Source organism: Pseudonocardia sp. N23 (assembly GCF_002583555.1).
Classification (GTDB): domain Bacteria; phylum Actinomycetota; class Actinomycetes; order Mycobacteriales; family Pseudonocardiaceae; genus Pseudonocardia.
Genome location: NZ_BEGX01000061.1, coordinates 13,679 through 34,780, shown reverse-complemented (window position 1 = coordinate 34,780; position 21,102 = coordinate 13,679). Strand labels below are relative to the sequence as shown.

Below are 21,102 nucleotides of genomic sequence, written 5' to 3'. Positions count from 1 at the left end.
TCACCCGGCATTGAAGTACTTCGCCTCCGGGTGGTGGGCCACGAGCGCGTCGGTGGACTGCTCGGGATGCAGCTGCAGCTCCTCGGACAGCCCGACGCCGATCCGGCCCGGCTCGAGCATGTCGACGATCTTGGTGCGGTCCTCGAGGTTCGGGCAGGCGCCGTAGCCGAGGGAGTAGCGGGCGCCGCGGTAGCCGAGCTTGAAGAACTCCTCGACGTTCTCGGGGTCCTCCTCGGCGAGGTTGCGGCCGGTGGACCAGGTGAGCTCCTCGCGGACGCGCTTGTGCCAGAACTCCGCGAGCGCCTCCGTGAGCTGGACGCTGAGCCCGTGCACCTCGAGGTAGTCGCGGTAGGCGTTCTTGGCGAACAGCTCGTTGGCGTAGTCGGCGATGGGCCGGCCCATCGTCACCAGCTGCAACGGCAGCACGTCGACCTCGCTGTTGGTGATGGCGACGTCGCGGGGGCGCCAGAAGTCGGCGAGGCACAGGTTGCGGTCGCGGCGCTGGCGCGGGAACGCGAACCGGTACCGCTCGGGGGCATCGGCCCGCGGCTCGGTGAGCACGACGAGCTCGTCGCGCACCGCCACCGCCGGGAAGTACCCGTAGACGACGGCGGCGTTGGCGAGGACGCCCTCGGTGGCGAGCCGGTCGAGCCAGTACCGCACGCGCGGACGGCCCTCGGTCTCGACGAGCTCCTCGTAGCTGGGCCCGGAGCCGCCCTTGGCGCCGCGCAGCCCCCACTGCCCGAGGAACAGGGCGCGCTCGTCGACCATCCCCGCGTACTCGGAGACGGCGATGCCCTTGACGACGCGGGTGCCCCAGAACGGCGGCGTGGGCAGCGGGTTGTCGAGCGCGACGTCGGAGCGCTCGGGCAGCGGCCCGGCGGCCTCGGCCTCGGCGGCCTTGCGCTTGGCCGCGATCCGCTTGGAGCGTTCGTGGCGGGCCCTGCGCTCGGCGGCCTTGGCCTCCTCCTCCGGGTCGACCTCGGGTGCGTCGCCGCGGGCGCGGGCCATCGTGGCGTCCATCAGACGCAGACCCTCGAAAGCGTCGCGGGCGTAGGAGACGCGGCCGTCGTAGACGTCGGACAGGTCGTTCTCGACGTAGGAACGGGTCAGGGCGGCGCCGCCGAGGAGCACGGGCAGCTTCTTCGCGACCCCCCGGGAGTTCATCTCCTGGAGGTTCTCCTTCATGATCACCGTCGACTTGACCAGCAGCCCGGACATGCCGACGGCGTGCGCGCGGTGCTCCTCGGCGGCGGTGAGGATCGTCGAGATCGGCTGCTTGATGCCGAGGTTGACCACCGTGTAGCCGTTGTTGCTCAGGATGATGTCGACGAGGTTCTTGCCGATGTCGTGCACGTCGCCCTTGACCGTGGCCAGCACGATCGTGCCCTTGCCGTCGGAGTCGGTCTTCTCCATGTGCGGTTCGAGGTGGGCGACGGCGGCCTTCATGACCTCGGCGCTCTGCAGCACGAACGGCAGCTGCATCTGCCCCGACCCGAACAGCTCGCCGACGGTCTTCATCCCGGCGAGCAGTGTGTCGTTGATGATCTCGAGGGCGGGGCGCTCGTCGAGCCCGCTGTCGAGGTCGGCCTCCAGGCCGACGCGCTCGCCGTCGACGATGCGCCGCTCCAGGCGCTCGAACAGCGGCAGCGCCGCCAGCTGCTCCGCGCGCCCGGCCTTGGCCGAGGACGCGGTGACTCCCTCGAACAGCTCCATGAACCGCGACAGCGGGTCGTAGCCCTCGCGGCGGCGGTCGTAGACGAGGTCGAGCGCAACCGAGCGCTGCTCGTCGGCGATCTTGGCCATCGGCAGGATCTTCGAGGCGTGCACGATCGCGGTGTCGAGGCCGGCGTTCACGCACTCGTGCAGGAACACCGAGTTGAGGACCTGCCGGGCTGCGGCGTTGAGGCCGAAGGACACGTTGGAGATGCCCAGCGTCGTCTGCACGGTGGGGTGGAGGCGCTTGAGGTCCCGGATCGCCTCGATGGTCTCCAGGGCGTCGCGGCGCACCTCCTCCTGGCCCGTCGTGATCGGGAAGGTCAGGGTGTCGACGACGATGTCCTCGACGTGCATGCCGTGGTTCGTGGTGAGGTCGGTGATCAGCCGGTCGGCGACGCGGACCTTCCAGTCCGCGGTGCGGGCCTGGCCCTCCTCGTCGATGCACAGCGCGACGACCGCGGCACCGTGCTCGCGCACCAGCGCCATCGCGCGCTGGAACCGCGACTCGGGGCCGTCGCCGTCCTCGTAGTTGACCGAGTTGACGATGCAGCGCCCGCCGAGGCGTTCGAGGCCGGCCTGCAGCACCTCCGGCTCGGTCGAGTCGATCATGATCGGGAGCGTGGACGCCGTCGCCAGCCGCCCGGCCATCTCGGCCATGTCGGCGACGCCGTCGCGGCCGACGTAGTCGATGTTCAGGTCGATCATGTGGGCGCCGTCGCGGGTCTGCTCGCGGGCGATGGCGACGCAGTCGTCCCAGCGCTCCTCGATCATCGCGTCGCGGAAGGCCTTGGAGCCGTTGGCGTTGGTCCGCTCCCCCACCATGAGCACCGAGGTGTCCTGGCGGAACGGCACCGGCGCGTAGAGCGAGCTGACGCCGGGCTCGGGCCGCGGGTCCCGCTGGGCGGGCGTCACGGCGGCGACGGCGTCGGCCACCGCACGGACGTGCGCGGGCGTGGTGCCGCAGCAGCCGCCGACGAGGCGCAGACCGTAGTCGCGCACGAACGTCGACAACGCCTCGGCCAGCTCCTCGGCCGACAGCGGGTAGACGGCGCCGTTCGGGCCCAGCTGGGGCAGCCCGGCGTTGGGCATGACCGACAGCGGGATGCGGGCGTGCTTGGACAACGTCCGCAGGTGCTCGCTCATCTCGGCGGGGCCGGTGGCGCAGTTGAGGCCGATGAGGTCGATGCCCAGCGGTTCGAGGGCCGTGAGCGCGGCGCCGATCTCGCTGCCCAGGAGCATCGTGCCGGTGGTCTCGACGGTGACCTGGGTGATGATCGGGATGCGCCGGCCTTCGGCGACCATGGCCCGCTGCACGCCCAGCACGGCGGCCTTGACCTGCAGCAGGTCCTGGCAGGTCTCGACGACGAACGCGTCGGCCCCGCCGGCGAGCAGTCCGATGCCGCACTCGGTGTAGGCGTCGCGCAGCCGGGCGAACGACTCGTGGCCCAGCGTCGGCAGCTTCGTGCCGGGCCCGACCGAGCCGAGGACGTAGCGCGGCCGGTCGGCGGTGGAGGCCTCGTCGGCGGCCTGCCGGGCCAGCCGGGCGCCCTTCTCGGCGAGCTCCCGGATGCGTTCGGGGATGTCGTACTCGGCGAGGTTGGGCAGGTTGGCGCCGAACGTGTTCGTCTCGACGGCGTCGGCGCCGGCCTCGAGGTAGGCCGTGTGGATGTGCCGGACGACGTCGGGGCGGGTGTCGTTGAGGATCTCGTTGCAGCCCTCGAGCCCGGCGAAGTCGTCGAGCGTCAGGTCGGCGTCCTGCAACATCGTGCCCATGGCACCGTCCGCGACGACGACACGCTCGGCGAGCGTGTGGAGCAGAGATGTGTCGTGGCCGTCGGGGAGACGGTTCGGGTTCTGTGCGGGCACGCCGACAAGGTTAGCCGGGCCGTCACTCCGGCCCGGTCCGCCGTAGGCTGACCCGATGACCGATCGCGTGCCGGACGACGGGCCACGGCCCGATCTCCCCGAGCTCTCCGAGCCGGTGATGATCGTCGCGTTCGAGGGGTGGAACGACGCGGGCGAGGCCGCCAGCACGGCGCTGGAACACCTCGAGCTCAGCTGGGATGCCACGCCTCTCGACTCGATCGACCCCGAGGACTATTACGACTTCCAGGTCACGCGCCCGTTGGTGCACCTCGCCGACGGGGTCAGCCGACGTGTGGAGTGGCAGACGACGCGGCTCTCGGTGGCGAAGCTGCCGGGTACCGACCGGCACGTCGTCCTCGTCAACGGGATCGAGCCGAACCTGCGGTGGCGATCGTTCTGCGGCGAGCTGCTCGACTACGTCGACGTCCTCGGCGTGACGAAGGTCATCTCGCTCGGGGCCATGCAGACCGAGACCCCGCACACCCGGCCCACCCCGGTGACGGGTTTCTCGTGGGACCGCGACTCGGCGGGCGAGCTGCAGGTGGAGCCGTCCTCCTACCAGGGCCCGACGGGCATCGTCGGGGTGTTCCACCAGGCGTGCGTGGAGGCGGGGGTCCCCGCGATGTCGTTCTGGGCGTCGGTGCCGCACTACGTGTCGCAGGCCCGGGTGCCCAAGGCTGCGGTGGCGCTGCTGCACCGCGTCGAGGAGGTCCTCGACGTCGAGGTGCCGCTCGGTGGGCTGCCGGAACAGGCCGAGGAGTGGGAGCGCACGGTCTCGGAGATGGCCGAGGCCGATGACGAGGTCCGCGACTACGTGCGCCAGCTCGAGGAGCAGGCCGTCGAGGAGGAGCGCGCCGCCGCGTCCGAGCTCAAGGAGGCCAGCGGCGACGCGATCGCCGCCGACTTCGAGCGCTACCTGCGTCGTCGTGGTTCGGGGGGCTCGGGCTCCTGACGGGCACGCCGTGTGAGCCGAAGTCCCGCCGGGAACCGATACCGGCGGGACGGCCACCGGGTATCCGGTCGCGGCTCACCCGGGGCGCGATCTTCGCCGGGGCCTTCATGGGCCCGTTCGGCGGCGGCATCACCGTTTCGATGCTCCCGGAGCTCGGCGCCGACTTCGGCATCTCGGCGAGCGCCGCGTCGCTGTCGGTCACGGCCTACCTGGTGCCGTTCGCGGCGCTGATGCTCGTGTCGGGGACCCTCGGCGAGCGCTGGGGACGCCGGCGCGCCGTGATCGCCGCCTACCTGGTGTACGTGGTGGCGTCGCTGGTCGCGTTCTTCGCGACGTGGCTGCCGCTGTTCCTGGCCATGCGGGCGCTGCAGGGCGCGGCGAACGCCTTCACCACACCGCTGCTGCTGGCGGTCGTCGCCGGGTCGGCGAAGGCGGGGGCACTCGGGCGCTCGCTGGGCTGGTTCGGATCGCTGCAGGCGGCGGGCCAGACGTCGGCTCCGCTGATCGGCGGGCTCGCCGCCGAGTTCGACTGGCGCTACGCGTTCCTGGGCGTCGCGGTCGCCGCAGGGGTCCTCGCGGCGGTGGGTCTGCCGCCGTCGGCCCCGTCGACGACACGCGCCCGGCCGAAGCTGCGCAGCGCCTGGCGGGTGCACGTGCTGCGGATCGGGGTCGTCGGCGGGTTGGGCTGGGGCTGTGTCGCGGGCCTGAACTTCCTCGTCGCACTGCGCCTGGAGGACGTGTTCGGCCTGGGCGCGGCGCAACGGGGGCTGCTGCTGACCGCGCTCGGCGCCGCCGGGATCCTGACGGCCAGGCTGATCGGGTCGGCCGTCGACAGGGTCGGGCCACGCCGCTGCGTGCTCGCCGGCGTCGTGCTGGGCGCCCTGGTGATCGCGGGCGTCGGCCTGTCACCGGAGGTCTGGGCCATCGGGGTGCTGTGGGCGTTCGGCGGGGTGGCGAGCCAGCTCGTCCTGGTCGGGGTGAACGCGCTGGTGCTGCGGTCGTCTCGGGCGAACCCGGCCGGGTCGACGTCGGTGGTGCAGTCGTTCCGGTTCACCTTCGCCGCACTGGCACCCGTCGTGATCATGCCGCTCTACCACGCCCAGCCGGCGCTGGCGTTCGTCGCACCGGCGGCGTTGCTGCTGCTCGTGGGGCCGCCGACACTCCCCCGCGACGAGGAACGCCCGGGCAGCGGTGTCGACGGGGGCGCCGCGAAGGCCTGACGCTCAGGTGGCGGCGTGGGCCTGCAGGTCTGCCAGGTCCACCCACTCCAGCGTGCGGGCGTGGGTGGCCTCCAGCACGACCGCCGGGGCCGTTCCCGCACGCAGCGCCTCGGCCCAGCGGTCGGCGCACAGGCACCACTGGTCGCCGGGCTTCAGGCCGGCGAAGCCCCACTCGGGCCGCGGCGTCGACAGGTCGTTGCCCTGTTCCTTGCTGAACTCGAGGAATTCGGCGGTGACCCGGGCGCACACCGTGTGCACGCCCATGTCCTCCGCGCCGGTGTCGCAGCAGCCGGTGCGGTAGAAGCCGGTCATCGGGTCGGTGCCGCAGGTCGCGAGCTCACCGCCGAGAACGTTGCGTGCCATCGGAACACCCAACCACGCGCCGTGTCAGAGCTCGACCCCCAGCAGGGCGTCGACGGCGTCGCGGACCACGCCGGGCGCCGCGGCGTCGCCGCCCCGGCGCTCCAGGGCCGCCGACACCCAGGCGTCGACCGCGGCCAGCGCGCGCGGGGTGTCGAGGTCATCGGCGAGGTGGGTGCGCAGGTTCGCGACGGCCTCGGCCGCATCGGGCCCGGCGTCGAGCGCCACGGCCTCACGCCAGCGCGCGAGCCGCTCCTGCGCCTGCGCCAGCAGCTCGTCGGTCCACGGCCGGTCCTCGCGGTAGTGCCCGGACAGCAGGGCCAGCCGGATCGCGCCGGGATCGACGCCCGCCGAGCGCAGCTTGGAGACGAACACCAGGTTCCCGCGCGACTTCGACATCTTCTCGCCGTCGAGACCGATCATCCCGCTGTGCACGTAGTGGCGGGCGAACGGATGGGCGCCGGTGAGGGCCTCGGCGTGGGCGGCGCCGAACTCGTGGTGCGGGAAGATCAGGTCCGAGCCGCCGCCGTTGAGGTCGATCTGCTCGCCGAGGCGGTTGAGCGAGATCGCCGCGCACTCGACGTGCCAGCCCGGGCGGCCGGCGCCCAGCTCCGACTCCCACGACGGCTCGCCCTCGCGGGCCATCCGCCACAGCAGTGCGTCGGTGGGGTGGCGCTTGCCGGGCCGGTCGGGGTCGCCGCCGCGTTCGCGCGAGAGCCGGAGCATGGTCTGCTCGTCGTAGTTCGACTCGTAGCCGAAGTGTCCGGTGGCGGAGCTGTCGAAGTACACGTCGGGGTACTCGGGGTCGTCGATGCGGTAGGCGCTGCCGCCTGCGAGCAGCTTGCCGACGAACTCCGAGATCTCGGTCATCGCCTCGACCGCGCCGATGTAGTGCCGCGGCGGTACGACGCGCAGCGCCTCCATGTCCTCGCGGAACAGTGCCGTCTCCCGCATCCCGAGGACGACCCAGTCGTCCTGGTCGCGGGCGGCCCGCTCGAGCAGGGGCTCGTCGATGTCGGTGACGTTCTGCACGTAGTGCACGTCATGGCCGAGATCGCGCCAGTAGCGGTTGACCAGGTCGAACGCCAGGTAGGTGGCGGCGTGGCCGAGGTGGGTGGCGTCGTAGGGGGTGATGCCGCAGACGTACATCGTGGCCTCGGGCCCCGGCGCCGTCGGCCGGATCCGGCCGGTGGAGGTGTCGTGCAGGCGCAGCGGCGGCCCGCCGCCCTCGAGCCGGGGGATGTCGACCGGAGCCCAGGATTGCATGCCCACAACTTACGCGGTGCCGTCCCGGTCCCGACCTGATCCCGATCACGCCGGAACGGCGGTGTCATCTCTGGGGCGGGGCCCACCAGGACGGGGCGAGCCGGGCCTCGATGTCGCGGGTGTGCGCGCGCACGCACGACGGGCACAACGACCGGCCGGGACCGGCATCGCCCGGTTCCCGCTCCCGCGACCAGGTCAGTGCGGTCGCCGGGTCGTCGACGTCGCGGACGGCGTCGCACCGCGCGCACTGCTCCCCCGTCGCGTGCTCCGCCCCGGTCACACGGTTCAGCCTGCCCGTACCGCCCGGGCGCGCACCAGCACCACCGGCAGCACTGCCGTCAATGCCACGAACCAGATCGCCACCCGCAGCGACGTCAGCTCCGCCAGCCCGCCGATCACCGTGGGTCCGACCAGGAACCCGGAGTACCCGCCCGACGACACCGCCGCGAGCGCAGGAGCGGCCCGGGCGCCGGTCACTCCCGCCTCGGCGAGCAACGCCGGGAACGTGATCGAGATCCCGGCGCCGAGCAGCATGAACCCGGCGACGACCGCCACGATCGCCACCGGCCCGTCCGTGAGCTCGGCGACGATCAGGCCCGCCGTCAGGCCGCCGGCGCCGAACCCGGCGAACAGCCGCACTGCGCGGCGCCGCCCGAGCCGGGTCAGCACGCGGTCGCCGACGAGCCGGCCGAGCGTCATCGTCGCCGAGAACGCGGCGAACGCCGCCCCCGCGGCGGCCGCGCCGGCGCCGAACGAGTCACGCAGCAGAACGGCGGACCAGTCCGCCGTCGCACCCTCCGCCAGCAGCACCGCGAAGGCCGCGATCGCGAGCGGGATCAGCGGCCCGCGCGGCACCGCGAACACCGGCGGGCGCGGCTCGTCGTCGGGAACCGGTGGGTCGGGCAGGAACCCCGCCGACACCGGCAGCACCACGACCAGCCAGAACATCCCGAGCACCACGAACTGCCACAGCAACGGCACCTGATGGGCGGCGGCGACGCTGCCGACGAGGGTGCCGCCCAGCGCGCCGAGGCTGAACACGGCGTGGAACGACGACAGCACCGACCGGCGGTAGGACTGCTCCACGGTGATGCCCTGGGCGTTCATCAGCACGTCGAGCGCACCCGTGGTGGCGCCGAACAGCAGCAGCGCCCCGAACAGCGGCGCGGCGCCCTCACCGGCGGCCGCCGCCCACGCGATCGGCAGGGCCGAGAGGAAGAACGCCACCAGCGCCCAGCGGGTGGTGCGCCCGCTCCCCCAGCGGGCGGCGATCCCACCGGCCAGCGGCAACGTCAGCAGCGAGCCGGCGCCCGGCGCGAGCAGCGCGAGACCCAGCGTGCCGTCGGACAGGCCCAGTGCCGCCTTGATCTCGGGCACCCGCGGCGCCCACGACCCGAACACCGACCCGTTCGCCGCGAACGTCAGCGCCACCGCGAGCCGGGCCCGCCGTGGCACGACAGGTCGCGCGTCCACCAGGCTCCCTCCGCGCCGAGCTCGACATCGGACCGGGGTCTCGGTGGGAGAACCGGTCCGACGTCGAACCAGGCAGTCAGCGGTCCGCTGCGTTCGTGGTCAGCGGCGCCGGGTCCGCAGGTAGTCCGACACGACCTCGGCGCCCAGCCCGTCGAGTGTCGGCGCGACGACCCGGCCACCGCAGCGGCGCGCGACGTCGTCCATGAACGCCGCCAGCCGTGGGTCGTCACCGAGCACGAAGAACGTGAACGCCGCACCCAGGCCGGTGAGCCGGTCGAGCTCGGACACGGTGGCGCGCAACGTGTGCGGGCTCGGCGGGTAGTCGAAGTACGCCTCGCCGTCGGGTTCGAGGTGCGCGGTCGGCTCTCCGTCGGTGACGACGAGGACGACCGGCATCGCGTCCGGGTGGCGACGCAGGTGCTGCCCGGCGAGCAGCATCGCGTGGTGCAGGTTGGTGCCCTGGGCGTACACCCCGTCGAGGCCGACGAGCTCGCCCAGCTCCACGGTGCGGGCGTGGCGCCCGAACGTGACCAGCGCGAGGTCGTCGCCGCGGAAGCGCGTCGAGATCAGCTGGTGCAGTGCCAGCGCGGTGCGCTTCATCGGCACCCACCGGCCCTCGGCCACCATCGACCACGAGGTGTCGACGAGCAGCGCCACCGCGGCACGGGTCCGCTGCTCGGTCTCGACGATCTCCACGTCGGTGACGTCGAGCGCCCGGGTGTCGCCGCCGGCCTGCCGGAGCTGGGCGTTGAGCAACGTCCGCGGCACCGACCAGGCCTCGGTGTCGCCGAACTCCCACGGCCGGGTCGCGCCGGTGGCCTCCCCCGCCGGGCCGGAGCGTCGCGTCTCGCGTTCCCCGCGCCGCGACCCCGTCTTGTCGACGACGTCGCGCAGCGCCGACTCCCCGAGGCGGCGCAACGCCTTGGGCGACAACTGCAGCGACCCGTCGGGGGCGCGTTCGAACAGGCCCTGGCGCTGCAGCTCGCGCTCCAGGTCGGCCAGCGCGCGGGCGTCGACGCGGGCCTCGTCGCCGAGCAGGCCGGCGACGGCATCGAGGTCGATGTCCTCCATCCGCGCCCCGGGGTAGCTCTGGGCGAGCTGCTCGGCGAGCGCGTCGAGCTGTCCGAGCTCCTCCATGGCGCGGGTGGCCTCACCCATGCCCATCGGGTTGTCACCGCGGAACCGGCCCGACCCCTGCCAGTCCTCACCGGGCCGCAGCCCTTGGAGGTTGGCATCGAGCTGGGCCAGCGCCTGCGCGAGCCGCGGGTCGCCGAACGCCTGTTGGGACAGCTCCATCAGCTCGGCCTGCTGCTCGGCCGACATCGAGTTCAGCATCCGTTGCGCCGCAGCGGCGCGGGCGGCGAGCAGGTCGGCCAGCTCGTCGGTGTTCTCCGGGTTCTCCGGGAAGAACTCGCCGTGGGAGTCCATGAACTCCGAGAACTGCTCGGTCGTGTCCTGCCCGTCGGCGTGGTTCTGCAGCAGCGAGTTGAGGTCGTCGAGCATCTCGCGGATGCCCTCGACGTCCTGCGGCGTCGCGTTCTCCATGGCCTGCTTCATGCCCTGGAACCGCTGGTCGAGCATCTCCCGGCCGAGCAGGTCGCGGATCTCTTCGTAGGCCTCGCGGGCGTCGGAGGACCGCCAGTCGTACTCACCGAGCTCCCGGACAGCGCCGCCGGTGTCGTTCGGCAGCGCGTCGAGCTGCATCTCCCGGAACCGGGCGTCGTCGGAGTCCTCGTTGCCCAGCGCGTCACGCTCGGCGTCCATGGCCCGATCCAGCAGCTCACGGACCTGCTGCAACGTCCCGTCGAGCCGGTTGTCGCGCTGCAGGTCGCGGCGGCGCTGCCACACCTGGCGCGACAGCTCGTCGAGACCGCGACGGTTCTCCATGCCGCGGCGAAGCAGCTCCTGCAGCGCCTGGCGCGGGGAGCTGCCGTCCATGACGTCGCGGCCGATCTGGTCCATCGCCGACCGGATGTCGAACGGCGGCGCCAGCGGGTCCGGCCCGCCGGCGTAGGGCCCGTAGGCGAAGCGGCGCCGCTTCCGGCGCGGGTCAGCCATAGCTGACCGTGTCACCGTCGTCGGACTCGTCCTTGGCCAGCTTCCGGGTCAGGAACAGGTACTCCAGCGCCAGCTCGGCGGCCGACGCCATCGGTCCCGGGTCCTCGGTACCGGCAGCACCGAGGCGGGTGGCGACCTCGGTGAGCACCGCCACCTTCGGTAGCGCCGACACGACCTCCGCGGCCGGGACCCGCTCGCCGGTGCGTACCGGGTGGGTGCCGACGGCGTCGGTCAGCTCCGAGAGGTCGACGCCGCGCAGCGCGAACCGGGCGGTGTCGGCGACGGCCCGGCGCAGCAGGTGTTCGAGGATCTCCTCCTCGCGCCCCTCCTCGCCGGAGGCGAACTCCAGCTTGCCGCGCAGGACCGCGGGCACCGAGTCCAGGTCGACGGGCCGGGCGTAGGCCCGGGACTCCCCCGTGATCGCCGCGCGACGCAGTGCGGCCGCGGCGACGGTCTCGGCGGCCGCGACCGCGAAACGGGCCGAGACACCGGACGACTGGTCGATCGCGGTGGCCTCACGCAGGTGCCGGGTGAACCGGGCGACGACCTCAATCAGGTGCCGCGGGACCTCGGCGACGAGGCCCGCCTCCTGCAGCACGAGCGCGACCTCGTCGGCCACCTCGAGCGGGTAGTGGGTGCGGACCTCGGCGCCGAAACGGTCCTTGAGCGGGGTGATGATCCGCCCGCGGTTGGTGTAGTCCTCGGGGTTGGCCGAGGCGACGAGCAGCACGTCGAGCGGGAGCCGCAGCGTGTAGCCGCGGACCTGGATGTCGCGCTCCTCCATGACGTTGAGCAGCGAGACCTGGATGCGCTCGGCGAGGTCGGGCAGCTCGTTGATCGCGACGATGCCGCGGTGCGCCCGCGGGACCAGCCCGAAGTGGATCGTCTCCGGGTCGCCCAGCGAGCGGCCCTCGGCCACCTTGACCGGGTCGACGTCGCCGATGAGGTCGGCGACCGCCGTGTCGGGGGTGGCGAGCTTCTCGGTGTAGCGCTCGGACCGGTGCCGCCACGCCACGGGCAGCGCGTCGCCGAGCTCGGCGGCCCGGCGGATCGAGGCGGGCGTGACGGGTTCGTAGGGGTGTTCCCCGAGCTCGGAGCCGTCGATGACGGGGGTCCACTCGTCGAGCAGGCCGACGAGGGAACGGAGCAGCCGGGTCTTGCCCTGGCCACGCTCGCCCAGCAGGACGAGGTCGTGGCCGGCGAGCACGGCACGTTCGAGCTGGGGCAGGACGGTCGACTCGAAGCCGACGATCCCGGGCCAGGGGTCGCGGCCCTCGCGCAGCGCGGCGAGGAGGTTCGCGCGGAGTTCGGACCTGACGTCGCGCTGCGTGTGACCGGAGGCGCGCAGCGCGCCGAGGGTGTCGGGAAGATCGGGAGGGAGTGTGACGGGCACTTCTCCACGCTACGCCGCAGCCGCCGCGGGCAGGTCCGGAAGAAGGATCGCCGACCTGCCGCTTGCGGTCAGGATCCGGCCACAAGCCTCCGTAACGTTCTCCTCGTCGAACAGCCCAGACCAACCCCGGAGGACGAGATGATCGACACCCAGGACCGCGCCCGGACCGCCACCGGCGAGCGCGCCGACCTGCTGGAGGCGCTGGCCAAGCAACGGTTCTTCCTGGTCAACACCCTGCGCGAGCTCAGCGACGAGCAGCTCACCTCCACCCCGACCGTCTCCGAGCTGTGCCTGGTCGGCCTGGTCAAGCACGTCGCCGCGACCGAGGACAGCTGGCTGGACTTCATCGAGAACGGCGCCTCGAAGCAGCACGGCGAGCCCGACTACGAGGGCCACGCCAACTCGTTCCGGTTGCTGCCCGGTGAGACCGTCGCCGGCGTCCTCGCCGAGTACGAGCGCGTCGCCGCCCGCGCCACCGAGATCGTCACCACGCTGCCCGACCTCGACCACTCGCAGCTGCTGCCCGAGGCCCCCTGGTTCGAGCCGGGCGCGCGGTGGTCGGCACGCCGGGTGCTGCTGCACATCGTCGCCGAGACCGCGCAGCACTGCGGTCACGCCGACATCATCCGCGAAGCGATCGACGGCGCGAAGTCGATGGGCTGAGGTCTCCCCCGACGGCCCGGACCGCTCTCAGGGGTGGAGCAGCAGGGCCGTCGGGACGGCCACCAGCGCCACGGCGGCCAGCCGGACCAGCACCCGGAACGCCGTCGACGGCGGCGGGGGCGGGGCGGAGATGCGGGCGATCCGCGCGTCGACCGCCGAGGTGAACGACGACAGCGCCGCCGCGGGCGCCGATCCGCCGACCGTACGCAGCGCCCCCGCGAGCTCGAGCTGCGTCGAGCGGGTGGCCGCGACGTCGTCGGCGCGCATCTCGATCAGCGCCGCGACCGCCAGCTGCGCGCACACCATCCCCCGTACGAACGGCGCCGTCGCTCCCCACGCGACGAACGGCAGGACGACGAGGTCGTGGCGCTCGGTCAGGTGCGCGCGCTCATGGGCGAGGACGGCGCGCACCCCGTCGGGTGCCAGCCGCTCGAGCACCCCGGCCGACACGACCAGCCGCGAGCTGCGGCCCGGCAGGCAGTACGCCACGGGGATCGGGTGGTCGAGCACCCGGGTGCCCGGCACCGCCGGCCACGGGGTGGCCAGCACGTCGAGCAGGTCCCGGTGCCGCGCCCGGGCCCGCAGCGTCCGCACCGTGACCGTGCCGAGCACGGCGCACAGCCGGGTCCCCAGCAGCACCGTCGCGACCAGCGCGACGAGGTTCCCGGCGCCGAGATCGTCGAGCAGCCGGCCCTCGCGGATCGAGCGGAACAGCCCGCCGACGGCCGGGATCAGGCTCTGACCGAACGGCGACAGCCCGTAGACGACACCGGCCCCCAGCAGCGACAACCCGCCCGCGAGACCGACGGCCTGCCACACCAGCAGCGCCCCGACCGGGTCACGGGCCGGCCACCGTGCGCTCGCGAGCGCACGGCTCAGCGGCTCGGCCAGCAGCAGGCCGAGCACGAGCAACCCGAGGGCGGTCAGCTCCACCGATGACGCCGGGACACGGACGACGGCCGGAGCCGTCAGTCCAGCAGGTCGCGCAGGGCAGCGCGTGCGTCCTCGGGGATCGACCCCAGGAAACGCGACAGCGCGGCACCCCGATCGGGCGCCGCATCGAGCGCGTCACGCATCAGCTCGGCCACATGGTCCTCCCGGCTGGCAACCGGCTGATAGTGGTGGGCTCGCCCGTCACGGGTGCGGGTCACCAGTTGCTTGCGCTCCAGCCTACCGAGCACCGTCAGCACGGTCGTCGTCGCCAGGTCCCGGTGGGCGAGGGCTTCCTGGACCTCTCTCGCGGTCTGCGACCCGCCGGCGGCCCACAGCACCTCCATGACGGCACGCTCGAGCTCACCCAGACTTGGCACGAGGCCGATTCTACCCCGCGTAGAAGAGAATTCGGTGCGTCCGGACGAAGTGTTCGCACCGGAAATCTCGTCCGTCCGAACGAGGCCGCGCGCGCGTCCCGCCGACCGTCCCCACCGACGGGTCCGCAGGTCTCAGTGGACCTGTACCTCGTCGCCGACCTGGAGGTAGGAGTACCAGGCCTTCGCGTCGTCGAGGACGAGCTTCACGCAGCCCGCCGACGGGGTGTCCTGCCTGCCCTCGTGGAACGCCACACCGCCCGGCGCGAAGAACACCGAGTACGGCATCGGGGTGCCGAACTCGCGGCTCGTGTACTGCTCGGCCTTCCACTGCACCGTGAACGTCCCGGTCGGCGTCGGGTACTCCGAGCCGCCGTGCTGCATCGCGACCGGCCCGCGGACGATCCGGTCGCCGTCGAGCAGCCACGCGGTGCGCGACGCGAGATCGACGCACGCCCGCGCCGTCGCGGTGCACGGCGTCGTCGCGATGCCCTCCGGCCGGGCCGTGGGGGTCGTCGCCGGCGGAACCGTGGTCGTGGTCGTGCCCGGGGTCGTCGTCGTGCGCGGGGTCGTGGTCTGCGGCGACGTCGCCCGGGACGTCGCGGGAGGACGCGACGTCGTCGTGGCGCGGGGGGCGACCGTCGTCGGGGCCGTGTCGCCGGTGGCGGGGCGCTGCGCGGTGCCGAACAGCGGCAGGCCGGCCCGGACCGGGTCGATGCCGGAGGCGGGTGGCGGGCCGGCCGGTGCGGCGAGCGCGACGCCCGCGCCGCCGAGGGCGGCGACGGCGACCAGTGCAGCGGCCGTCAGCGCACGGCGCGTCCGGACGGGCGCGCTCACCCTGCGCCACCTGTGTGCACCCATCGCCTCGCTACCTCCCGCCGGGCCCACCCGGTTCAACGATCGCCGCGCCACCCGGTGACGAGCTGGTCACCGACTGTTCCACAGAGGGTCGTTCACCCGGCGAGTCGGTATCCCCCTCACGAACATCGCAGGAAACCGATCACGGAACGTGACACTGGATGCGCAATGCCACCCGGTTCGCCGATCACCGACGAGGCAACCTCCGGCCGTCCCGCCGCCACGTGGCGGTCCGCGCGGCGCAGAACCGGCGCGTGCGGCGGGGACTAGGGTCGTCCTCCATGGCCGACGCCGCGGGCGAGCTGCGACTACGAACCCCCGCGGGACGATGGGTGCTCCTCGCGACCGTGCTCGGCTCCGGCATGGCGATGCTCGACGGCACCGTCGTGAACGTGGCCCTCGAACGGATCGGCCGTGACTTCGGAGCCGGCTTCACCGGCCTGCAGTGGACCGTCAACGCCTACACGCTGACGCTGGCGTCGCTGATCCTGCTGGGCGGCTCGCTGGGTGACCGGTTCGGTCGTCGCCGCGTCTTCCTCATCGGCGCGGTGTGGTTCGCGCTGGCGTCGCTGATGTGCGGGCTCGCGCCGAACATCGAGACGCTGATCGCCGCCCGCGCACTGCAGGGCATCGGCGGCGCCCTGCTCACCCCGGGCAGCCTGGCGATCATCTCGGCGTCGTTCCACGGCCGCGACCGCGGCGCGGCGGTCGGCGCCTGGTCCGGGCTGGGCGGCATCGCCGGTGCCGTCGGGCCGTTCCTGGGTGGCTGGCTCGTCGGCATCGACTGGCGGCTGGTGTTCCTGCTCAACCTGCCGCTCGCGGTGCTGGTGATCGTCGTCGCGATCCGGCACGTGCCCGAGACGCGGGACCCGTCCGCCGCCCCGCATCTCGACGTCATCGGCACCGTCCTCGCCGCGCTGGGGCTCGGTGCGCTGACGTGGTCGCTGACCGGGCTGGGGTCGGGCACCACGCCCGCGCTCCTCGTCGGGCTGGTGATCGGGGTCCTCGCGCTGGTCGGGTTCGTCGTCGTCGAGCGGCGGTCGCGCCATCCCCTCGTCCCGCCCGACCTGTTCGCCGACCGCGTGTTCACCGCCGCCAACGTCGCGACCCTGCTCATCTACGCCGCGCTCGGCACGGTGTTCGTGATGCTGGTCATGTTCCTGCAGGTCGTGTCCGGGTTCAGCCCGCTGCAGGCAGGCACGGCCCTGCTGCCGGTCACGGTGATCATGCTGCTGTTCTCGGCGCGGGCCGGGGCGCTCGCGCAGCGCATCGGCTCCCGCATCCCCATGACCGTCGGCCCGCTGGTGTCCGCGGGCGGGCTCGCGCTGATGGGACGCATCGGGCCGGACGCGTCGTGGCTGGTCGACGTCCTGCCCGCCGTCGTCGTGTTCGGCGCCGGGCTGTCGCTGACGGTGGCCCCGCTGACGTCGACGGTTCTCGATGCCGCCTCCGACCGCCACGCCGGTGCGGCGTCCGGGGTGAACAACGCCGTCGCCCGCGCCGCCGGGCTGCTGGCCGTCGCGGTGATCCCCGGTGTCGCGGGGATCACCGGGGACGCCTACACCGACCCCGTGGCGTTCGCGGCGGGCTACCGGGTCACGGTGTGGATCGGCGCGGCCCTGCTGGTGACCGCCGCCCTCGTGTCGTTCGTGTTCGTCCGGACGGGCCGCACCTCGACTCCCGACGCCGCGGCCGACCCCGACCGGTTCGCCCTGGAACGCTGCCCGCAGTGCGGGATCGACGGCCCGCTGGTGCACCCCGCCGACCGCGCCGACGACACTCCCTAGAGCCCCAGCGCCGCCGCCAGCTCGGTGAGCCCGGGGACCGGGTCGGCGCCCTCGGCGACGAGCAGCTGCGCGCACACGTGGTCGGCGCCCGCAGCGAGGTGCTCGTCCAGCCTGGCCGCGACGGCGGCCGCGTCACCGTGGGCGACGACGGCGTCGATCACCGCGTCGGCCGCCGAGTCGAGCTCGGCTTCGGTGAAGCCGAGCCGCATCAGGTTGCGGCGGTAGTTGACCAGGCCCAGGTACGGGCTGATGACGGCCGGGCGCCCCAGCTCGCGGGCCCGCTGCGGGTCGGTGTCGAGGACGACCTTGTGCTCGGCCACGAGCAGCCGGCCGGCGCCGATGATCTCCCGCGCCTCACGGGTGTGCTCGGGCGTCGTCAGGTAGGGCAGGGCGCCCGCGGTCCGCTCGGCGGAGACCTTCAACACCCTGGGGCCCAACGCCGCCAGCGCCATACCCTCGACGGGGACGCCGGCGGCGTCGAGCGCGTCGAGGTAGCCCAGGATCGTGTCGAACGGCTTCGCGTACTGCTGTGTGGCCTCGGGGTGGCCGATGCCGACGCCGAGCAGGAACCGGCCGGGGAACGCCTTCTCGATGCGGTGGTAGGAGTCTGCGACCTCGGCGGCCGGGCTGTTCCACATGTTCACGATGCTGGTGCCGACCGCGATCGAGTCGGTCGCCGTCAACAGCTCCTCGACGATGCCGAGGCCTGCGGGCGGGGAGCCGCCGATCCAGATCGCGCCGTACCCGAGCTCCTCGATCCGCGTCGCCAGGGCGCCGTCGAGCTCACGCTCGCGCCGCCAGACGCCGTACCGCCCGACCTGCACCGTCATCGACGTTCCTCTCGACCGGCCGTCGCCGGCGGCTGCAGGAGCGGTACCGACGGGCTCGCTCTACGCTCGACGCGTGGGCTCCCCCGGCGGTCGCGCCGCTCCTCTGCGGATGCGGCCACGACTCCTCGTGACCGCCGATCCCACCCTGCCACGCCACGCCCCTCCGGGCACCGGGGCGATCGTCGTCGGGGCGGGGGTGGCGGGTGTGAGCGCGGCCACGGTGCTGGCCGAACGCGGGGTCGCGGTGACGCTCGTCGAGGCCGCGGCGACGCTCGGCGGGCGTCTCGGCGCATGGCCGGTCACGTTGCCCGACGGCTCCGAACAGGTTGTCGAGCACGGGTTCCACGCCTTCTTCCGGCAGTACTACACGTGGCGGGACGTGTTGCGCCGCATCGATCCCGGCCTCGGGTTCCTGGCGCCGGTCGAGGGCTACCCGGTGATCTCGCGACGGTTCCCGCCCGAGGACCTCGGCGGGCTGCCCGCCGCTCCCCCGCTGAACCTGCTCGCGCTGTTCGCCCGCTCGCCCAGCCTCACGATGCGGGACCTCGCCGGGGCCGACGTGGCGTTGGGCACCGAGCTCCTGACCTTCGACCGCCACCGCACCGTCACGGTGCTCGACACGATGAGCGCCGGGGAGTTCCTTGCCGGGCTACGGGTGTCGGACCGGGCGCGGGAGATGCTGTTCGAGGCGTTCGCGCGGTCGTTCTTCTGCGACCCCGACGGGCTGTCGGCCGCCGAGCTCGTCGCGATGTTCCACTTCTACTTCCTCGGCAACCCCGAGGGCATCGGTTTCGACGCCCCGCGCACCGACCACCTGCACGCCATCTGGGCGCCGCTGGCGGAGTACCTGCGGGCCCGGGGCGCGACGATCCGGACGGGCTGCGCGCTGCGGTCGCTGCGCCCCGACGGCCCCGACTGGGCCCTCGAGCTCGACGACGGCGCGACCCTGACCAGCCGCCACGTCGTCCTCGCGCTCGACCCGGGGGCACTGCGCGAGGTCGTCGGTGCCTCGCCCGGACTGGCGTCGGTCGCACCGCGGCTCGCCGCGCAGGCCGCGGGCCTGACGACGGCGCCGCCGTTCGTCGTCAGCAGGCTGTGGCTCGACGCCGACGTCGACCCGTCCCGGGCGGTGTTCAACGCCGTCAGCGGCGAGGCCACCCTCGACTCCGTGACCGTGTACTCGCGGCTGGAGGAGCCGTCCGCGCAGTGGGCGCGCGGGAGCGGCGGCAGCGTCCTGGAGCTGCACTCCTACGCGTGCACCGAGCCCGACGGTGCCGCCGACCGGATGCGCGCCGAGCTCGCCGGGCTGTGGCCCGAGACGGCCGGGCCGGCGCAGGTGCACCGCGTCGACCGGGTGGACGCGACCGCGCCGGCGTTCCCGCCGGGCAGCGCGGGCACCCGCCCCGGGGTGCGCACCGACGCCCGCGGCGTCCGCGTCGCGGGAGACTTCGTCGAGGCGCCGCTGGTGTGCGGGCTGATGGAACGCGCGGCCGTCACCGGTGTGCTGGCGGCGGCCGATGTGCTCGCCGAGGTCGGCGCCACCGGCGTCGACGTGTACGGCGTCCCGCAGCGGGGTCTGCTGGCCGGGCTCCCGTCGAGGGCCCGGCACCGCGCCGTCGGACGTCCGGCCCCGCGAACGGGGCTGTGAGCCGGGGCCTCCGGGGGATGTCGGTGGCCGGCGTTAGGGTCCGCGCATCGAACCGTCGACACCGGCGCAGGCCGGCGCCCGCCCCGCGCCGCGCATCGCCGTGCACGCCGATCCCGGCGGTCCGTTCCTGATCCAGCGCCTCGACGACGCGGACGCCCCGGCCGGCCCGGTGAACGCGGCGGGCCCGGCGCAGCTGTCGCTGCTCGACGACGACGCGCCCCGCTGGGTCTGGCGCAGTCCCCGGACCTACCGGGCCCTGCTCGCCGCCGGGGTCCGGGTGACGCGCGCGCACGACGTCGAGCTGGTGGAGCGGCTGCTGGTGGCCGCCGCAGGCCGGTTCGGGGCCCCACACGGGCTCGCGGCGGCGAGTGCGCGGCTGGCGGGACTGCCCGAGGAGCCCGACCCGCCCCCGGAGGCCGACGACGAGCCACCGGGCCTGTTCCCCAGCGCCGCCCCCGCCGGACCCGAGACACTCGCGGCGGTCGTCGCGGTGCACGCCGCGCAGCGCCGCACCCTCGCCGGGAACCCGCGGCTGGCACTGCTCGCGACGGCCGAGTCGGCCGGGGGTGTCGTCGCCGAGGAGATGCGCGCCGACGGACTGCCGTGGGACGCCGACGTGCACGACGACCTGCTCACCACCGCGCTGGGCCCCCGGCCGGCCGGGTACGCCCGACCGCGGCGCCTCGCGGAGCTGGCCGCCGACATCGACGCCGCGTTCGGCCGACCGGTCAACCCCGACTCCCCCGCGGAGGTGCTGCGCGCGTTCGGCAGATCCGGGTTCGAGCTGCCCAGCACCCGGTCCTGGGTGCTGAAGAAGGTCGACCACCCGGCCGTCGCGCCGCTGCTCGCCTACAAGGAGCTGGCGCGGCTGCACACCGCCCACGGCTGGGCGTGGCTGCGCACCTGGGTGCACGACGGACGGTTCCGGCCGGAGTACGTCGTCGGCGGGGTGGTGTCCGGGCGCTGGGCCACCCGCGGCGGTGGGGCGCTGCAGATCCCGAGGGCCGTGCGCGGCGCGGTCCGCGCCGACCCGGGCAACCGCCTGGTCGTGGCCGACGCCGCCCAGCTCGAACCGCGCATCCTCGCCGCGATGGCGGGCGACGACGCGCTCGCCCGCGCCGGTGGCCGCGAGCCGGACTCCGACCTCTACGCCGGGCTCGCCCACGAGCTGTTCGGCGGGTCCGCCCCCGACGGGCGGGCCAAGGCCAAGCTCGCCGTGCTGTCGGCGATCTACGGGCAGACCTCCGGCGACGCGGGCGTGCACCTGGCGTTGCTGCGCCGGCGGTTCCCCGCGGCGGTCGACGTCGTCGAGGCGGCCGCACGGGCCGGGGAGGACGGCCGGATCGTCCGGTCGTGGCTGGGCCGCACCAGCCCACCCGCCGCCCCCGGCGACGAGGTGCCCGCACGGGCCCGGGCCCGCGGCCGGTTCACCCGCAACTTCGTGGTGCAGGCGACGGCCGCCGAGTGGGCGCTCGTCCTGCTCGCGGAGCTGCGGGCGGCGCTGCACGCGGCGGGCGACCCGGCGAGGCTGGTGTTCTTCCAGCACGACGAGGTGCTCCTGCACGGCCCGGCCGACGGCGCCGAGCTCGCTGCGGCGATGGTGCAGGACGCCGCGGACACCGCGACCCGGCGGCTGTTCGGCGACACCCCGGTCCGGATCCCGGTCCCGGGCCGGGTCGTGACGTCGTACGCGGAGAAGTAG

The 21,102-nt window shown here is 73.8% G+C and carries 17 protein-coding genes; 6 read left to right on the top strand and 11 right to left on the bottom strand.

Annotation, left to right across the window (positions count from 1 at the left end; translation table 11 throughout):
• The gene (gene metH, locus TOK_RS18280; protein ID WP_098959315.1) at positions 1-3,537 is read right to left on the bottom strand and encodes a methionine synthase; all 3,537 of its coding nucleotides are present in this window, start codon (positions 3,535-3,537) and stop codon (positions 1-3) included.
• Positions 3,538-3,640: 103 nt separating this feature from the next.
• Here metH and TOK_RS18275 point away from each other — a divergent pair, with 103 nt between their 5' ends.
• Together TOK_RS18275 and TOK_RS18270 are read left to right on the top strand one after the other, a co-directional pair.
• The gene (locus tag TOK_RS18275; RefSeq protein WP_098959165.1) at positions 3,641-4,537 is read left to right on the top strand and encodes a PAC2 family protein; all 897 of its coding nucleotides are present in this window, start codon (positions 3,641-3,643) and stop codon (positions 4,535-4,537) included.
• A 38-nt stretch (positions 4,538-4,575) separates the two neighbouring features.
• Positions 4,576-5,757, top strand: coding sequence for an MFS transporter (locus tag TOK_RS18270; RefSeq protein ID WP_306305149.1), 1,182 nt, complete (start codon positions 4,576-4,578; stop codon positions 5,755-5,757).
• Between the two features lie 3 nt (positions 5,758-5,760).
• Here the strand turns inward: TOK_RS18270 and TOK_RS18265 are convergent, their stop codons facing one another.
• From TOK_RS18265 to TOK_RS18240, 6 genes are all read right to left on the bottom strand, one after another.
• On the bottom strand, positions 5,761-6,120 hold the full coding sequence (locus TOK_RS18265) for a DUF2237 family protein (protein ID WP_098959163.1): 360 nt from the start codon (positions 6,118-6,120) through the stop codon (positions 5,761-5,763).
• 24 nt (positions 6,121-6,144) lie between these two features.
• Complete coding sequence (gene mshC / locus TOK_RS18260; protein ID WP_098959314.1) at positions 6,145-7,383, bottom strand: cysteine--1-D-myo-inosityl 2-amino-2-deoxy-alpha-D-glucopyranoside ligase; 1,239 nt, start codon at positions 7,381-7,383, stop codon at positions 6,145-6,147.
• Positions 7,384-7,447: 64 nt separating this feature from the next.
• The gene (locus TOK_RS18255) at positions 7,448-7,663 is read right to left on the bottom strand and encodes a hypothetical protein (protein WP_098959162.1); all 216 of its coding nucleotides are present in this window, start codon (positions 7,661-7,663) and stop codon (positions 7,448-7,450) included.
• A 5-nt stretch (positions 7,664-7,668) separates the two neighbouring features.
• Complete coding sequence (locus TOK_RS18250; RefSeq protein ID WP_172457632.1) at positions 7,669-8,856, bottom strand: MFS transporter; 1,188 nt, start codon at positions 8,854-8,856, stop codon at positions 7,669-7,671.
• A gap of 99 nt (positions 8,857-8,955) precedes the next feature.
• Positions 8,956-10,914, bottom strand: coding sequence for a VWA domain-containing protein (locus tag TOK_RS18245; protein ID WP_098959160.1), 1,959 nt, complete (start codon positions 10,912-10,914; stop codon positions 8,956-8,958).
• The gene (locus TOK_RS18240) at positions 10,907-12,307 is read right to left on the bottom strand and encodes an ATP-binding protein (protein WP_098959159.1); all 1,401 of its coding nucleotides are present in this window, start codon (positions 12,305-12,307) and stop codon (positions 10,907-10,909) included. Before TOK_RS18240 ends, TOK_RS18245 begins: the two co-directional genes overlap by 8 nt.
• 138 nt (positions 12,308-12,445) lie before the next feature.
• Between TOK_RS18240 and TOK_RS18235 the strand changes: the two genes are divergently transcribed.
• A complete protein-coding gene (locus TOK_RS18235) occupies positions 12,446-12,970 on the top strand; it encodes a DinB family protein (RefSeq protein ID WP_098959158.1) in 525 nt (174 codons plus the stop codon).
• A 27-nt stretch (positions 12,971-12,997) separates the two neighbouring features.
• Here the strand turns inward: TOK_RS18235 and TOK_RS18230 are convergent, their stop codons facing one another.
• From TOK_RS18230 to TOK_RS18220, 3 genes are all read right to left on the bottom strand, one after another.
• Positions 12,998-13,903, bottom strand: coding sequence for a M56 family metallopeptidase (locus tag TOK_RS18230; protein WP_098959156.1), 906 nt, complete (start codon positions 13,901-13,903; stop codon positions 12,998-13,000).
• 35 nt (positions 13,904-13,938) lie between these two features.
• Positions 13,939-14,280, bottom strand: a complete 342-nt coding sequence (locus tag TOK_RS18225; RefSeq protein WP_098959155.1) for a BlaI/MecI/CopY family transcriptional regulator — start codon at positions 14,278-14,280, stop codon at positions 13,939-13,941.
• A 132-nt stretch (positions 14,281-14,412) separates the two neighbouring features.
• Positions 14,413-15,114, bottom strand: a complete 702-nt coding sequence (locus TOK_RS18220; protein ID WP_253258465.1) for a L,D-transpeptidase — start codon at positions 15,112-15,114, stop codon at positions 14,413-14,415.
• A gap of 302 nt (positions 15,115-15,416) precedes the next feature.
• On the opposite strand from TOK_RS18220, the gene TOK_RS18215 reads away from it, so the two are divergent.
• Positions 15,417-16,922, top strand: a complete 1,506-nt coding sequence (locus tag TOK_RS18215; protein ID WP_098959152.1) for an MFS transporter — start codon at positions 15,417-15,419, stop codon at positions 16,920-16,922.
• On the opposite strand, the gene TOK_RS18210 is transcribed toward TOK_RS18215, so the two are convergent.
• On the bottom strand, positions 16,919-17,752 hold the full coding sequence (locus TOK_RS18210; RefSeq protein WP_098959151.1) for a TIGR03620 family F420-dependent LLM class oxidoreductase: 834 nt from the start codon (positions 17,750-17,752) through the stop codon (positions 16,919-16,921). The genes TOK_RS18215 and TOK_RS18210 overlap by 4 nt on opposite strands.
• 127 nt (positions 17,753-17,879) lie before the next feature.
• Here TOK_RS18210 and TOK_RS18205 point away from each other — a divergent pair, with 127 nt between their 5' ends.
• On the top strand, positions 17,880-19,400 hold the full coding sequence (locus TOK_RS18205; RefSeq protein WP_216362006.1) for an FAD-dependent oxidoreductase: 1,521 nt from the start codon (positions 17,880-17,882) through the stop codon (positions 19,398-19,400).
• A gap of 100 nt (positions 19,401-19,500) precedes the next feature.
• Positions 19,501-21,102: a bifunctional 3'-5' exonuclease/DNA polymerase gene (locus TOK_RS18200; protein WP_098959147.1), complete on the top strand. Its 1,602-nt coding sequence runs from the start codon at positions 19,501-19,503 to the stop codon at positions 21,100-21,102.